The sequence below is a fragment of the Albibacterium profundi genome (assembly GCF_042159835.1).
GTDB lineage: Bacteria > Bacteroidota > Bacteroidia > Sphingobacteriales > Sphingobacteriaceae > Albibacterium > Albibacterium profundi.
The window spans coordinates 157,761-171,753 of sequence record NZ_JBBVGT010000003.1; the positions used below are offsets into that span (position 1 = coordinate 157,761).

Below are 13,993 nucleotides of genomic sequence, written 5' to 3' on the forward strand. Positions count from 1 at the left end.
CATCGCAAATATAGAATTTCCAATCTATATGTCAAGTATTATATGTTAATTGACGTGATCTTGTAGCCATCGCCCAGTGAACTAGGCCGTAAATTACTGCCGATGCACTTAAGCCAAACACGTTGGCATCCAATTGATAGGGCAGATCTACACCAGAGATAATCAGCGTGATGGTCACCGTCCCACCAATAATCATAGCTGCTAATGCAGCCTCTGAATAGACCTTTTTTAGGAACATGGCCGCAATGATGGGCATAAACAAACCCGAAACCATAAAGGCATAGGCATAGAGCATTAAAGAAAGAACATTTTCCATACTGGAAGCCAACCAGATGGCTAGCACACCAAAGACTAGGGTGGCAATTTGTGAAAAACGAACGATAGTCTTTTCATTCTTTTTTCGTTCGGGAACCAAGTCGCCCACAAAACTGCCCGAGGCGGCCATTAAGCAACTATCGGCGGTCGAAAGGACTGCGGAGAAATAAGCAGCTATGACAATGCCCGTTAAACCTATGGGTAAAATATTTTTAATTAATAAAGGCATACCCATCTCACTATCTGTAATAGCTCCGCCCTCCACCGGCACGACCCCTTGCTGTATCGCTACATTCGCTAACATACCCAGCAACACGCCCGTAAAAGCCATGAAGGGCCATTCCAGTATACCGGCGAAATACCATGCTTTCTGTGCCTCCTTTTGATTTTTACATGCAAAAATCCGCTGATAGAGCGTCATGCCCACAAACCAGATGGGTATAATGGTTACACTCCAGTTGACAATATGCTGCCATTTCAAGTTGGCCGTTACCGAAACCATATCTGCCGACAGATAAGGCATAATCCCATCATAGCCGCCCAAAGCCACCCATGTAAGTGGAACTGCTACCAACATCAATCCGCCCAGTAAAATAATCCACTGAATCATATCCGTATAGATTACTGCTTTCATACCGCCTAGCATGGTATATAGAACAGCGATACCCCCCATAATAAGCAGCATGTTATCGATACCCATCGAAGGAAAAGTCACGGAAGTCAACTTTGCGCCTGCCAGGAACTGCGAGCTTGTAAAGCCGGTATAACCAATGATACAGATAATGGCCGCTACGACGGCCACTTTCCGGTTATACAGAAAACCGAATACCTGTGCCATGGTTAGAAAGTGTTTGCCATGTTGCGATTGCCACTTGTATACCAAAGGGATGAGGATAACGGCGCTCACCCAAGCACCGATAAGTCCGGTGAAGAGCAACCAGGAACCCGAAAGCCCCATGGTGAAGCCGACCCCACCTAAGCCGATTGAAAAACCACCACCCACATCGGTGGCCACAACTGATAAACCTACATGGCCAGCCTTCATCTTTCCACCGCCAATGAAATAGTCCTTTTCATCTTTATTCTTATTTGAAAAGAAGAAGCCCACGCCGAGCATAACAATAAAATAAACAATGAAGATGATTGTATCAATCCAATTCATATAGTTTGGGGATTTTTATAAAATGACAGAGCCCTAGCTCCAAATTATCATAAAGAGAACGTTTGCTATCAAGACAGAGCGCATGACTCCTATAGCCTTTCGAAAGAGGTTCTCCGGTTATTGGTAGACAAAGGTAATAAAATTGAGTTTTATAAATGAATTTAACAGATGTTCAAATATTTATCGTTTCCGAGCTTAATTAAAATATATTTTTCATACTTTTATTGTTACTAACTAATTAATTATGAAAAAAACCTGTTTCACTCTGATCTTCGGACTCATATTCTCCACTCTAGCTTTGGCTCAGAAAAATGAAGATCATCCAATTGTTGGTATGTGGCAGCTAGGGAAAGCGGTCAATAATGGTCATGAAACAAATGTCAACCGTATTGTTCAGTTGAAACAATATCTTGACAATGGAGTGTTTCAGGTATTTGTCACAACGGGTCCCGGTAAAACCTTTCAGACTATCAAAGGAACCTATCAGATTACAAGTGATTCGACTTATTCTGAAACTATTGAAGCTGCAATAAATCAGAGAATGATTGGACGCACCTACGATATCCTTTACCACGTAAACGGCGGTCAACTAGATTTGGATGGTAATGTTACTACTCCGAACAGAACGAACCCAAGTGTTATCGATACCTTCAATTATGTGGAAGAATGGAAGCGAGTTGAACATGTTTCAACTATTATGCAATCTCAAGCGTCGCAGAATTAGCAAGGAACTATTGGCTAGTTATTATAACCATCGCCTTACCTTCATTTTATAGCTCAGGTACTCCTCTCCAAATATTTGTGTTAGCTGCTTTTCTTCGTGGGGAATAATATAGTTATTTATAATAATGACGAAGAGTAGCGGGAAGATAAATGGTGTTAGTGAACCCAAAAAACAGGCGAGACCCAACAGGATGATGACCATACCTAAATATATAGGGTTTCTACTGAACTTGAATGGCCCATCTGTTATAAGTAGCGTCGGTTTGCCAAAAGCATAGATTGTTGTCTTGTTCTTGATGAGTGTGCTGTTCGCTTTGCGAGCTATTAAATATCCTACCATAGCTGCAATGACTCCGATAAACGTGTAGGGGTCAGGGATAAGTCGTTTTCCGGGTAAAGCAAAGTTAAACGAAACTGCTGCCACAATGGCGATTATAAAATAAGTGTCAGGCTTGATCGTACGTATTTTGCTCGCTATACTCATATTATTGCTGTAATTGTAAATATCACTTTTTTCTTTAAATAACGAAACTAGGAGCGAGCTGAAAGGGTATTAGGGCATGGCTTCATTTACGGTTTTAACCGCACGTTCGTATAATTCCGAATTGCCATTGGTGAGGTCTTTAAGGAGGTTCTGATATTCTGATAAGAAAACGGGAGCAAAACTAGGGTCGTGGTCTGCTATTTCCTTTGAATTATCAATAATGTCGGCGTATTTAATGGTTTGCGCTTCATCGCTGATTCCTTTTAAGCGCTGGAATTCTTTTTCCTTTCTTTTCTTGCGATTCAGTTTTGGGTAGTCTTTATGTGTATAAACATCCGTGAGTTCTACCACATATTTCAGGGTAGCGATAGCGGCGTCCAAGTCCATCCGGTCGACAAGAAATTCTTTCATCTCCTCTTCATCAACTGCAGTATCTTCCAATACATCGTGTAAAAGAGCGGCAGCTAAAATACTCATGTTCTCTGTATATTCTCTACAGAGCAACATGACTCGGACAGGGTGCACGATGTACCTGTCAGGCGTATACTTTCTTAACTGGTTTCCGTGCGCCTGATCAGCAAATTCTTTAATTTCTTCAAGTACTTTTTCCATTGGGTTTTCTCTTATTATAATTCTTAAGGTAAGAAAATGTTCTCATTTTTGAAACTAAAGCCCCGTATTCTTGTTAGACCGATGATAAACAACAATAAATATTATGAAAAAGTTAAGTAGATTCTTAGGTGTGCTAATCATTGGGTTAGCAGTTCAGGCATGTGGCAATCCGAATACTGATAATGACAGTATGAACAATGACGATATGGATAATATGGACAACATGGACCATATGAATGATATGGAATTAGATAGTGACACGGTTGACACCATGATGATTGATAGCAACACGGTTGATCCAGATCCTGAAAGTATCTAATGTAAATGACCTTAAGGCACTTAAGTCAACTAGGGTTTAAATTCGTAGCTAATATGCCGATTGGGTCGGTCTGGGCTTTTTGTTCCTATTTACAATCAAGAAGGCAATTGCACCTAATAATGGAGCAACAAAAATGACCAACAACCAGAGTATTCGGTCTGTAGAGGAGAGGGTCTTGTTAGTTATGCATTTCACAAAAGCCCAAATGTACAAAATGAAAGCGGGTACGATTGCTAGGAGTAGAATCATTTCGGCTGCGCCGATATTAACAAAGTTTAGCATAATTGACAGGTATAATGGATCGGTAATATTTGCGTTATAACATATAAATATACATACTTTTTTTATAAATGTGCCGACGTTAACCAATAAATTATACAACTTTTTATAAAAATTGTGTAAGGCGTAGGTCTGTGACACCTAGTACCTTTGGCATTCACTAATGCTAATAATGATGAATCATAAAATAATAGCTACATGCGCCTTGGCATTTGTCTTTCAACTTTCGTTTGCGCAGCATACAAAAGAAGCTCATAGACAAGAACCCCATAAAGAAGTCCATCACCAGTCCCATAACACAGCCACTTCCACTATGCATGGAAATATGGACGTACCCATGGGTCATGCGTATTCATTGAATCTACCAATGAGCAGAAACGGATCGGGAACAGCGTGGTTGCCTGATGCCTCTCCGATGTATGGTGTAATGCTGCATTCTAAGAAGTGGATGTACATGCTTCACGGTAATATCGCTCTAAGATATACGAAAACTGACTTGGGCGATAACGGTAGTCGGGGAGGAGATAAATTTAGTGCTCCCAATTGGTTTATGGCCATGGGGCAGCGAAAAGTAGGGAGAAATGGTCTGTTTAACTTCGACGTCATGCTTTCATTCGATCGCTTGACCGACGGCGGCGCAGGCTATCCGCTTCTGTTTCAAACGGGCGAAAGTTGGAAGGGTGTGCCTCTGGTAGACAAGCAACACCCACATGATCTCTTTAGTGCACTGGCCATTGGTTATACCCATGCGTTATCTGAAAAATCTGATCTATCGGTATATTTGGGCTATCCGGGTGAGCCGGCCCTTGGTTCTGTTGCATTTATGCACAGACCATCTGCGCTATCTAATCCCGATGCGCCTATCAGTCACCACTGGAACGACGCAACTCACATTACCTTTGGAGTGGCAACGCTGGGATTCCGTTACGATAAATTCAAGATTGAAGCCTCCTCATTTACAGGTCGCGAGCCTGATGAAAATCGCTTTGACTTTGACAAGCCACGTTTTGACTCCTATAGCGGTCGCCTTTCTTATAATCCTAGCAAAAACTGGGCAATGCAAGTCTCTCACGGTTGGATTAAAAATCCAGAATCAACCCACGCTCATAAAGATGTCAACAGAACCATTGCTTCTGCTATCTATAGTAGACCGATGGGTGTTCAAAAAACCTTCAATGCAACGGCCTTGTGGGCACTTAATAAGTCGGACGGACATGACGGTGAAAATGCAGCGCTGCTCGAAGCTTCCTATCGTGTTCGCAAACTTGAACTATATACCCGTTATGAATGGGTACAAAAGTCGGGCGAAGAACTTGTGCTGAATTCAGAGCAGTTTGAAGTGCATGACCTTTATCCCGTTAACGCTTTAAGTTTGGGAGTTCATTATGATGTTCTTACCTTAGGCAAGATGCGTATAGCAGCAGGCGGACAGTTTAACGTTTATGAAGCAGACTCTCGGCTAGATGATCTATACGGCAAGAACCCTACATCAGGACAGGTATTTTTACGAATCTATCCGTCGATGATGTAATATTAAAGGATGTAATATAATCTCCGCCTGCTAATCCTTCAAACTAGCCATATCAATCACAAAACGATACTTTATATCACCCTTAAGCAAGCGCTCATAAGCTTCATTGATGTCTTGTATCTTGATGATCTCGATATCAGATACGATATTGTGTTCACCGCAAAAATCTAACATTTCCTGTGTTTCCGCAATGCTACCAATGGTTGATCCTGCAAAACTCTTACGTCCAGGTATGAGGCTAAACGCGGCTATTGGTAGCGGATGCTCTGGAGCTCCCACAATCGCCAATGTACCATCTGTTTTAAGTAGACGCAGATAGGCGTTTACATCATGTTCGGCAGAAACACAATCCAATATAAAATGCAGCGTGTTGTTATTCGCTATCATCTGCTCCTTATCGGTCGACAGAATTACTTCATCAGCCCCCAGGCGTTTCGCATCTTCTACTTTCGACGGGGATGTCGTGATTACCACAACCTCGGCACCCATAGCTTTTGCCAACTTTACACCCATATGACCCAATCCGCCAATGCCTACAATACCGACTTTCTGGCCGGGACCAACATTCCAATGTTTCAACGGCGACCACGTAGTCACGCCGGCACATAGGAGGGGTGCTGCAGCTGCTAGATCGAGGTTTTCGGGCATACGCAACACAAAGTCCTGGTCCACAACAATTCGTTCAGAATAACCCCCAAAGGTTTGCTTATTCAAGTGCTTGTCGGCACCGTTATAGGTCTGAATATTACCTTCTTCACAGTATTGTTCCAGTCCGTCCCGGCAGTATTCACAGTCACGGCAACTATCTACCATGCAACCAACGGCGGCTAGATCGCCAACCTTAAATTTGCTGACATCATTTCCGACCTTCGTGATACGGCCCACGATTTCATGTCCGGGAACATTCGGGTACACTGTGCCGTGCCATTCATTGCGCGCGGTATGCAAATCAGAATGGCAGACACCACAATATAGGATATCGATCTCAACATCCTTTGCTGTGACCTCACGACGGTCTATGTTTAATTGTTCTAGATTGGCTTCTGGAGCTTCAGTCCCAAATGCTCTTACTGCGAATGTATTCATGGTTAAATCTTATTTATTCAAATTAGTTAATTGCTAAATTTAGTGAATCCATCCGATTGTAAATCAATCTATCATTATTTTTATGAAATTTTTCACAAGTAAGTTTTTACGACCGACTTGTAAAGGCAATAAGTTGTTTGATGGTGTCTTAACCCCCTGAAACTATCTCGTATTCAATAGGTTTAAACGAGTAATTATTAGACTGTTCTGCAGAACAGGCCGTCAACCCGACAATCAAATCCATTTTAGCTTCGAACAATACGTAGTCGCCAGCTTTGCTAAGTGGTGGGTCTACCGATAGCTCACCATCTGCAGCAAACTGAACGTTCATGAAAATATTAAATGCCGTCGGGACATCGTCAGGCTCAATACCATACTGCGCAAGATTCGTATACAGGTTTTCAAAGCAGCTTGGATGATAGTCGGGATTGTTATAGAGAATTTGAAAGGTTTCAGGACTGCAAGGTGCCAAAAGAAAGTCATTGCGGCCATTCGTGTCTTCCAATATCTCCATCATCTTCTGACTCCGGTTGCTCCATAGATGATGACCTTTGGTAATCAATATCGTATTTTCAAAATCCAGAGTCTTTCCCGAAGAAACCCTTTCCCGCTTATCATTTGCGTTAAAGAGCACCATATCACTTACCTGTTCTCCAAGTGGGTCAATTACTTTTAGTTTGTCGCCTGCTTTTAGCTGGAAAGCAGCACCAGTTTGTTTTTCGATTCTCGTTGTCATTCGTTATTTAGTAATAATTGATTACATGCTGTTAGGGATGAAAGGGACATTTCCAGCCGCCTTCCACCTTTCGGCCACTGTATTGCGCAGCCTCCGAACCTTCTCCATGATCATTCAGCATTGGGTTAATAGAACCTTGGTAATTTATTTCTCGATCACGTATCACCTGTTTCATCTTTTCATACTGATCGGCTTCCCGAAGCTGCTCGAACTGGCGATGAAGATTAAAGGCCATGGCACAGAATTCAAATTGCCGTGCTTTTCTACTTGAGTGTGGGTGTAGACCCACGACAAAAAAGGCCGTTTCATTAAAACTGAAACTAAAGTCGTCACTTTCCGGATCATTTTCAACACTTGGGTCCCAACCAGTCTGATCTTTTTCACTATCATGCAGTTCTTGCAACTGTAGCCAGAGTTTCTGTTCAAAATCCAGTTCATTAGCTACTTGATCTGTGAACACTGCGATCATAGACATATACTGGCTATTTGCTTCTACTGTTTCGTCTATGTAGCGCTTCAGATCGACCGCCATCGACTCCGTGGTTTTTTTATCTCCCATAGCACCATAAAGGCCAAAACGGTATTGGTTGGTGTGAAGAGCCGATTTTGCGCCTACGCAGGGATAGTCGGTGTCATCAATCTTCTCTACAAAATGTTGATTTATCAGCTGAATTTCTTGGGGCGCCTTGCCGTCTATCTCCTCAGGTCTAAAATATGTTTGATTACGATTTACACTCATAAATTTACTCCTGATGTCCTTTCTTGCGCTCTTTTTCTTCCTTTAGCTTTTTTTCCGAAGTCGCTATATCTTCATCTCCCGGATCGTTCGATTCGTTCCTTAAAGCATTTTGACCATGATTCTCTGCAGCGTCCTTATCGTTTTCCTCTCGGCGATCGCGGTCTCGTTGATCATTCCTTTTGTTATTTTCCTCTACCATCGTCATTTTATTTAAGATGTTTGAGAAAATAACACGGCACATTTGCGAAATGTTTTAAAAACTTGCTGTAAGGCAAGCCGAGGGTTGTATTAGATTTTTTTACTATATTAGTATCTATAAACCGATATTAATTATGGATGATAAATATTATTTACTAATTGTTTTGGCCGTCGGTCTTTATGCTTTTCTGTTTAGGTACATTGGTTATTTGTCCAAAGATAAGCGTTCTCGTATGTACTACATCGCTTCATTTTGTATTGTAACTATCGGTCTTGCCGGCTACTACCTTTATTTAAATATTTGATTATTCTCCCGGTGTTTTCCGGACCGTGTCAAACAGGCCGATAACAAGGTTTTTGTTGGCTTTGCTGACCGGTATTTGTTTCTTGTCTTCCATAACGAGATAGCCGCCGTCATTCCTAGAGAAATTTTTCATGTAATTTGGGTTGATCAAGTATGAATGATGAACCCTCACAAAGAAATACTGCTCAAGCGTAGCAGCTACTTCCTTCAAGGTCTTACAGACAAGAATCTCACTCTCGTCCGCTAGGTACAAGGTTGTATAGTTGCTCTGGCTTTTACAGTACATAATATCGTTCACCTCGATAAACTCATAGCCGTCTGACACAGGCACCGATATCTTACTCTTGATAAACCCGTCTTTCTTTAATTCGCTTAAAAGCGCTTCCATCTTGTCGGCCGTGGGGAAATCATGGTCGCCTTTATTCTCACGATAGATACAAATAGCGTCCAAGAGTTCTGATTCGTCTACTGGCTTCATTAGGTAATTAATGGCCCGAATTTTAAAAGCCTGTAAGGCATATTGACTGTAGGCCGTCGTGAAAATTACATCGAATTTATAATCAGGGAGTTGTTCCAATAGGTGAAACCCACTCATTCCAGGCATTTCAATATCGAGGAAGAGTAGGTCGATATCCAAATTAGGAAGTGTTTCCAGCGCCTCCTCTACTTTGTTAGTTTTATAAACAATATTAGCATCTGGAAAGTTAGCTTGTAAGTGAATAACTAAAATTTCAATGCAATGTACCTCGTCGTCTACAATGGCGATTCTCATGTCAATTAGTTTGGATTTCTGTGTAAATGGTTTGTTTAATATCTAAAATGATAGTTGTGCCGCCATGCTGCTCTTTGTCAAGTATATTCAGATCAATATAAGCATCATAACGTTCGTTAAATTGATGTATTCTTTCCTGAGTGATCTTCATCCCCAGACTTTTTCTTTGTTGTTCGTTGATACTTTTCACACTTCTGGTATTCCTTCTTCCAACACCATTATCATCAATTAAAACCCGAATATGCTCTTCTTGTTGTGAAACTGATACCACCAGCCGTTTTTCTTTTTTATTTGAGGGTAACAGGCCGTGCCAGATCGCATTCTCCACAAATGGCTGTAAAAGCAGGGGAGGTACCATCACATCTGAGCAGTCAAGATCATTGTCAAGCTCAACTTTAAAATCCAAGCCGTCGTTAAAACGCTTTTCTTCAAGAATCAGGTAATGTTGGATTAACGCTAATTCGGTCGACAGGCTAATCGTATCATTCACCGGCATCTCTAAAATCATGCGGATGAACCTCGAGAAGGTAATTAGATAATCACTCGCTTTTTTAAAGGATTTTTGATGAATGAGTAGGTTGATAGCGTTCAGGCAATTAAAGATAAAGTGTGGATTCATCTGCATTCTTGAGATCACCGTTTCTGCCTGAGCAAGATTTCGTTCATATTCAGCTTGGAGAAGGTCTTTCTCTTGTTCGCTTAATTTCAGTTCCGCTTCGCGTTTCGCCCTGCGGTTTCTATACTGAGCGATAATAAAGAAGATCGTAAGGCTGGCAACAATTAACAAGATAAGGTAAAAAACCCGTTCGGTTCGGGCTTCTCTTTTCTGCGTTTCCAGTCGTTCGGCGGCCAGCAACTTTTCATTTTCTAATAGCGCTATCTGCGACTCCTTTTTTTCAAGATTATACTGATGGATCAGCCCGGCCACCCGAACCTCTTGTTCGGCCATATCAATGCTATCTTCATAATTTTCCGCTTGCTGATAATACGCCAGCGCCGCTCGGTAGTCGCCTTGTTCTTTCTTGATATCTGAGATCTTATAGGCATTCTCCATAATCAAGGATTTGCTGAGGAGGCTATCTGCTATGACCATCGACTGCTGATAAAGTTTCAACGCCTCATCAAGTTGACCCATCCGCTTCTTTACATTCCCTAGACTATGTAGCATCTGCCCGCCCTTTAATGCATTCTCCATCTGCAAGTACAGAGATCTAGCTCGATCGTAGTAATAGTTAGCTTGGTTGATATCCCGATTTTGTTTGAAATAAGCATGGCCATAATATTCGTTCGTTATAGCAACTCCGAACACGTCATTACGCTTTTGATTGATTTCCATCAGTCGACCCAGGTGCTCGAAAGCTTGCTGAAACTCTTCCTTCTCTATGTAGTAGTCGCTTATCGAGAGCAAATCCATCGCCATCCCCAGACTATCGCCCCGTTCCGTCTCAGCAGCTAAAGCACGTTGAAAATAACCTAGAGCCTCTTCCGACCGTCCCGGAATATTACTAATAGCATTCCCCAGCCCATTGCTTGAAATGGCTATATTCTTCAAATCATTTACTTCTTGTGCAATTTTCAAAGCTTTTAGGTAGTAAGAAATTGACAAATCATATTGTTGATCATACCTGGCCGCCACGCCTGCATTGTTTCCGAAGATCATCTTGTTCAAAGAATCTACCGCTTTATCCTCTACCAGATCGAAAGCCCTTGTATGCAAATTAACAGCTTGGGCATACCACTGGTGATAGCGGTACAGGAGCCCCAAATTATCCAGTGCCTTGGCATAAAGCAGCGTGTCGTTCAATTGTAATGCGACCTCAACAGCTTCTTCGGCATGTTGATGCTCCCTCTCGGCGTTATGTTTCTTACGATGTAATTCTCTTGTAAAACCAATCGTTTTCATAACCCAGGCCGAATCCTTAGCAACGGTTGCAAGAGAATCTTCCATAAATTTCAGATCATTACCCTGTGCAAAAATGGGAGAAACAGAAAAGCATAAGCTCATATAGCCTGAGAACGCAACAAAAAAAATGGTTAGTCTACAATTGGTAAGCATAGCTTATGTCGTGTTTACGCTTTCAAGCATTTGGAAGTCGATGAATTTAGTCATTTTAATGAGAAAAACCAATCGCAAGACATATTAAGTGTCAATTATAACACGAGTACATGTCTTTCTCGTCGGTTCATTTCTACGGTTTTTTTTATCGGGTTCATAATGTATTTTAAGAGGATGGGTTTTATTGTGAAGGTCCACCCGTTCTTGGAACAGCGTTCTACCAAATGTCTGGTGAAAGCGTTCCGATTTACCTAGCGGCCGATTGTTTTTTCTGCTGCCATTGTCTTCAATTTCAACAACCACCTTATCATCACGTCGCTCGATTCCTATTCTTAATTTCTTATCGGTTTCAGGACTGCTGAGCAAGCCTCGCCATATCGAGTCTTCCACAATCGGCTGCAAAAACAAAGGAGGCAGCTCGATACCCCTTAGGTCAACATCCGGGGCAATTTCAATATCATAGCTGAATTGCTCGTTAAACCTATTAGCTTCCAGCAGTAAGTACAACCTGACAATATCTAACTCATCTGCCATACTGATCAACGGTTTCTGACCCGTATCAAGAACCAATCGCACAAAGCGACTGAAAGCATTCAAGTACTTCGTGGCCTTCGCATTATCATGTATGTGGATCAAGTATTCAATCGAGTTTAGACAATTAAAGATAAAATGAGGATTTACCTGTACCCTTGACGCCAGCATCTGTGAATAAGCTAAATCCCGTTCGTAAACCGCTTTTTCATGAAGCACATACATTTCTTTGCGTTTATTATTATTACGTATTCGTATCCGTTTAGTTAGTGCTAACGAAAAACAAATCATTTCCAGAAGAATCCCCAACTCATAATAGGCGCTGGGGCTTAATTTGTGCAAGAGCGGAAACGTTAAATTAGGTAGTATACTTTCTAAATTAGACAATGCTGCACCTATGAAGTAAAAGCAAGTTCCGATGATAAAAAAACCTTTAAAAGCAGAGCGTACACTTCTCATAATCCAGAAAATAGCCACCAAACTCAGCGACAAGATCAGCACCCTCGAACTAACAAAATATACGAACGCCTGCTCTTGAATTAACGGATAGAAAAGACCATAAAGAACTGCATACAAAGCTGTTGCTGAAGCAAAGTACATAATGCAATGAGACAGGACAGGTTGTTGCTTTTTTAAATCCAACAATTGTATCGCAAAAACACCATAGAAGGAAAATGCCAACAAGGTAAACACCTCTAACTTCCGACTGGCCGAATGCGAAATATAGTATTCCAGGGTTTCGTTCCAATGATAGTTTCCAAGATTCACCACAATCCCTAATAGATTGAAAAGCAGAAAAAGAAGATAATACAAGTAAATCCGACTCCTACTTTGAAAATACAGCAAACAAACATAGAAGCCCAATAGAGCAAGAGCTCCACTGATGAAGGCACTGTACATAAAAGCCGTTCTATAATATTCGTCCACTATCTAAATAACTTACCTAGCAGCAAATTTATTGGAAAATTAGAATGTGAATTGATGAATTGAGTGATTTGCTGTGTTCAGCGAGTAAGTTACATGAATGAATGAGTACTTGGTTTTTCTCCAGCCCTAAAAACCAATAATCATTCAAATCAACCAAATACTCATTCATGTCGTCTGTTTAATCAATGAGCCTTTACATTATAAAGTATTCTGTTGACTTTTAAGGTGTAAATTTAGAAGTGATACAACAACCAATATAAAAACACAGGTATGAAAAAGATAGCATTATTGACTTTACTAGCTTGCGGGCTTTGTAGCTTTCCTGGAACCGCAGAAGCGCAGATTTTAAAAAAAATTGGTAAAAAAATCGAAAAGAGTGTCGAAAGACGAGTAGAACGAAAGGTAGACCAAGGCATTGAAAAAGGCCTGGACAAAGCAGAAGATGAAACAGGAAATGCAGTAGAAGGCGCTTTGGCCGGTGATAAGGAGGGCAACAAGAGTGCTACTAAGCAATCCGAGTTTAAAACCCTTCCAGATGACTACCAGATAGCCATCACAGGTTCAGGTCCCGATTTGTATATGGAATATCGTATGCATGTCGATGGTGCTCAAATGAATGGCCAGCAAATGAACATGTCTATGAAGATGTATACATCGCCCAAAACCGGAAAGGGGAGAGCTGAGACCGTCATGGAGATTCCCATGTTAGGGGAGATGAAAATGTCCGTACTGACCGATATGAACAACCCTCAGCGTGCCGTTATGCTTAACGACAAGAAGCAGCAATATTCGGTAATCGATTTTTCAGACTCAAAATTGAAAGACGACAAGGAAATCTACACAGTCAACAAGTTAGGAACCGTTAATTTCAGAGGACTCAACTGTATTCATGCAGAAGCCATTAATCAAGATGGGGAGCGCTTTGAAATCTGGACTACTCGTGAAATACCCGGATATGAAGACATCGCCGCTTTATACAGCAAGGCTCAGCGAATGGGCTCTGATAATATGTGGAAAGCTCTGCAAGATGCCAATTGCGCTGGTTTTATGGTCAAGCTAAAAGTTGAAAGTGATGGGGCCACATCTATTATGGAGCTCGTTGAGATGCAAAACACAGATGTGCCTGCTTCTACATTTGAAATACCCGACGGTTATAAAGAGAAAAAAGGATCTATGTTCGGCGGATTTATGAACTAAAAGGCATTCAATTAAATAAAGA

At 41.4% G+C, this 13,993-nt stretch carries 16 protein-coding genes; 4 read left to right on the plus strand and 12 right to left on the minus strand.

Annotation, left to right across the window (positions count from 1 at the left end; genetic code table 11):
* Positions 1–31: 31 nt before the first annotated feature.
* On the minus strand, positions 32–1,477 hold the full coding sequence (locus WKR92_RS12175; protein ID WP_375558106.1) for a sodium:solute symporter family protein: 1,446 nt from the start codon (positions 1,475–1,477) through the stop codon (positions 32–34).
* Between the two features lie 244 nt (positions 1,478–1,721).
* Between WKR92_RS12175 and WKR92_RS12180 the strand changes: the two genes are divergently transcribed.
* Positions 1,722–2,201 (plus strand): DUF4488 domain-containing protein, encoded by a 480-nt coding sequence (locus tag WKR92_RS12180; RefSeq protein WP_375558107.1) that lies wholly within the window; start codon positions 1,722–1,724, stop codon positions 2,199–2,201.
* Positions 2,202–2,222: 21 nt separating this feature from the next.
* Here the strand turns inward: WKR92_RS12180 and WKR92_RS12185 are convergent, their stop codons facing one another.
* Positions 2,223–2,684 (minus strand): methyltransferase family protein, encoded by a 462-nt coding sequence (locus WKR92_RS12185; RefSeq protein ID WP_375558108.1) that lies wholly within the window; start codon positions 2,682–2,684, stop codon positions 2,223–2,225.
* Between the two features lie 69 nt (positions 2,685–2,753).
* Positions 2,754–3,296: an HD domain-containing protein gene (locus WKR92_RS12190; protein ID WP_375558109.1), complete on the minus strand. Its 543-nt coding sequence runs from the start codon at positions 3,294–3,296 to the stop codon at positions 2,754–2,756.
* A 103-nt stretch (positions 3,297–3,399) separates the two neighbouring features.
* Between WKR92_RS12190 and WKR92_RS12195 the strand changes: the two genes are divergently transcribed.
* Positions 3,400–3,615, plus strand: coding sequence for a hypothetical protein (locus WKR92_RS12195; RefSeq protein WP_375558110.1), 216 nt, complete (start codon positions 3,400–3,402; stop codon positions 3,613–3,615).
* A 48-nt stretch (positions 3,616–3,663) separates the two neighbouring features.
* On the opposite strand, the gene WKR92_RS12200 is transcribed toward WKR92_RS12195, so the two are convergent.
* Positions 3,664–3,897 carry a PLDc N-terminal domain-containing protein gene (locus WKR92_RS12200; protein WP_375558111.1) on the minus strand — a complete coding sequence of 78 codons (234 nt, stop codon included), beginning with the start codon at positions 3,895–3,897 and terminating at the stop codon, positions 3,664–3,666.
* Positions 3,898–4,066: 169 nt separating this feature from the next.
* Here WKR92_RS12200 and WKR92_RS12205 point away from each other — a divergent pair, with 169 nt between their 5' ends.
* Positions 4,067–5,425, plus strand: coding sequence for a hypothetical protein (locus WKR92_RS12205; protein ID WP_375558112.1), 1,359 nt, complete (start codon positions 4,067–4,069; stop codon positions 5,423–5,425).
* A 30-nt stretch (positions 5,426–5,455) separates the two neighbouring features.
* On the opposite strand, the gene WKR92_RS12210 is transcribed toward WKR92_RS12205, so the two are convergent.
* The 8 genes from WKR92_RS12210 to WKR92_RS12245 all read right to left on the minus strand — a co-directional run bounded on the left by WKR92_RS12210 (position 5,456) and on the right by WKR92_RS12245 (position 12,943).
* On the minus strand, positions 5,456–6,511 hold the full coding sequence (locus WKR92_RS12210; protein ID WP_375558113.1) for an NAD(P)-dependent alcohol dehydrogenase: 1,056 nt from the start codon (positions 6,509–6,511) through the stop codon (positions 5,456–5,458).
* Between the two features lie 148 nt (positions 6,512–6,659).
* Complete coding sequence (locus WKR92_RS12215) at positions 6,660–7,247, minus strand: DUF1989 domain-containing protein (RefSeq protein ID WP_375558114.1); 588 nt, start codon at positions 7,245–7,247, stop codon at positions 6,660–6,662.
* Positions 7,248–7,278: 31 nt separating this feature from the next.
* Positions 7,279–7,986: a guanitoxin biosynthesis heme-dependent pre-guanitoxin N-hydroxylase GntA gene (gene gntA / locus WKR92_RS12220; RefSeq protein ID WP_375558115.1), complete on the minus strand. Its 708-nt coding sequence runs from the start codon at positions 7,984–7,986 to the stop codon at positions 7,279–7,281.
* A gap of 4 nt (positions 7,987–7,990) precedes the next feature.
* Positions 7,991–8,227 carry a hypothetical protein gene (locus WKR92_RS12225; RefSeq protein WP_375558116.1) on the minus strand — a complete coding sequence of 79 codons (237 nt, stop codon included), beginning with the start codon at positions 8,225–8,227 and terminating at the stop codon, positions 7,991–7,993.
* Between the two features lie 262 nt (positions 8,228–8,489).
* On the minus strand, positions 8,490–9,260 hold the full coding sequence (locus WKR92_RS12230; protein ID WP_375558117.1) for a LytR/AlgR family response regulator transcription factor: 771 nt from the start codon (positions 9,258–9,260) through the stop codon (positions 8,490–8,492).
* Between the two features lies 1 nt (position 9,261).
* Complete coding sequence (locus WKR92_RS12235; protein WP_375558118.1) at positions 9,262–11,208, minus strand: tetratricopeptide repeat protein; 1,947 nt, start codon at positions 11,206–11,208, stop codon at positions 9,262–9,264.
* Positions 11,209–11,400: 192 nt separating this feature from the next.
* The gene (locus WKR92_RS12240) at positions 11,401–12,747 is read right to left on the minus strand and encodes a sensor histidine kinase (RefSeq protein ID WP_375558119.1); all 1,347 of its coding nucleotides are present in this window, start codon (positions 12,745–12,747) and stop codon (positions 11,401–11,403) included.
* 55 nt (positions 12,748–12,802) lie between these two features.
* Complete coding sequence (locus WKR92_RS12245; protein ID WP_375558120.1) at positions 12,803–12,943, minus strand: hypothetical protein; 141 nt, start codon at positions 12,941–12,943, stop codon at positions 12,803–12,805.
* Positions 12,944–13,044: 101 nt separating this feature from the next.
* Here WKR92_RS12245 and WKR92_RS12250 point away from each other — a divergent pair, with 101 nt between their 5' ends.
* Positions 13,045–13,971, plus strand: a complete 927-nt coding sequence (locus tag WKR92_RS12250) for a DUF4412 domain-containing protein (protein WP_375558121.1) — start codon at positions 13,045–13,047, stop codon at positions 13,969–13,971.
* The last annotated feature ends 22 nt before the right edge of the window (positions 13,972–13,993 follow it).

What these genes read in the sequence shown, in the direction of transcription:
- WKR92_RS12245 (WP_375558120.1), bottom strand. Translation starts at nt 12,943, where the DNA reads ATGAATGAGTATTTGGTTGATTTGAATGATTATTGGTTTTTAGGGCTG.
- gntA (WP_375558115.1), bottom strand. Translation starts at nt 7,986, where the DNA reads ATGAGTGTAAATCGTAATCAAACATATTTTAGACCTGAGGAGATAGAC.
- WKR92_RS12210 (WP_375558113.1), bottom strand. Translation starts at nt 6,511, where the DNA reads ATGAATACATTCGCAGTAAGAGCATTTGGGACTGAAGCTCCAGAAGCC.
- WKR92_RS12190 (WP_375558109.1), bottom strand. Translation starts at nt 3,296, where the DNA reads ATGGAAAAAGTACTTGAAGAAATTAAAGAATTTGCTGATCAGGCGCAC.
- WKR92_RS12250 (WP_375558121.1), top strand. Translation starts at nt 13,045, where the DNA reads ATGAAAAAGATAGCATTATTGACTTTACTAGCTTGCGGGCTTTGTAGC.
- WKR92_RS12225 (WP_375558116.1), bottom strand. Translation starts at nt 8,227, where the DNA reads ATGTGCCGTGTTATTTTCTCAAACATCTTAAATAAAATGACGATGGTA.
- WKR92_RS12180 (WP_375558107.1), top strand. Translation starts at nt 1,722, where the DNA reads ATGAAAAAAACCTGTTTCACTCTGATCTTCGGACTCATATTCTCCACT.
- WKR92_RS12185 (WP_375558108.1), bottom strand. Translation starts at nt 2,684, where the DNA reads ATGAGTATAGCGAGCAAAATACGTACGATCAAGCCTGACACTTATTTT.
- WKR92_RS12235 (WP_375558118.1), bottom strand. Translation starts at nt 11,208, where the DNA reads ATGGAAGATTCTCTTGCAACCGTTGCTAAGGATTCGGCCTGGGTTATG.
- WKR92_RS12230 (WP_375558117.1), bottom strand. Translation starts at nt 9,260, where the DNA reads ATGAGAATCGCCATTGTAGACGACGAGGTACATTGCATTGAAATTTTA.
- WKR92_RS12200 (WP_375558111.1), bottom strand. Translation starts at nt 3,897, where the DNA reads ATGCTAAACTTTGTTAATATCGGCGCAGCCGAAATGATTCTACTCCTA.
- WKR92_RS12215 (WP_375558114.1), bottom strand. Translation starts at nt 7,247, where the DNA reads ATGACAACGAGAATCGAAAAACAAACTGGTGCTGCTTTCCAGCTAAAA.
- WKR92_RS12175 (WP_375558106.1), bottom strand. Translation starts at nt 1,477, where the DNA reads ATGAATTGGATTGATACAATCATCTTCATTGTTTATTTTATTGTTATG.
- WKR92_RS12195 (WP_375558110.1), top strand. Translation starts at nt 3,400, where the DNA reads ATGAAAAAGTTAAGTAGATTCTTAGGTGTGCTAATCATTGGGTTAGCA.
- WKR92_RS12240 (WP_375558119.1), bottom strand. Translation starts at nt 12,747, where the DNA reads ATGTACAGTGCCTTCATCAGTGGAGCTCTTGCTCTATTGGGCTTCTAT.
- WKR92_RS12205 (WP_375558112.1), top strand. Translation starts at nt 4,067, where the DNA reads ATGATGAATCATAAAATAATAGCTACATGCGCCTTGGCATTTGTCTTT.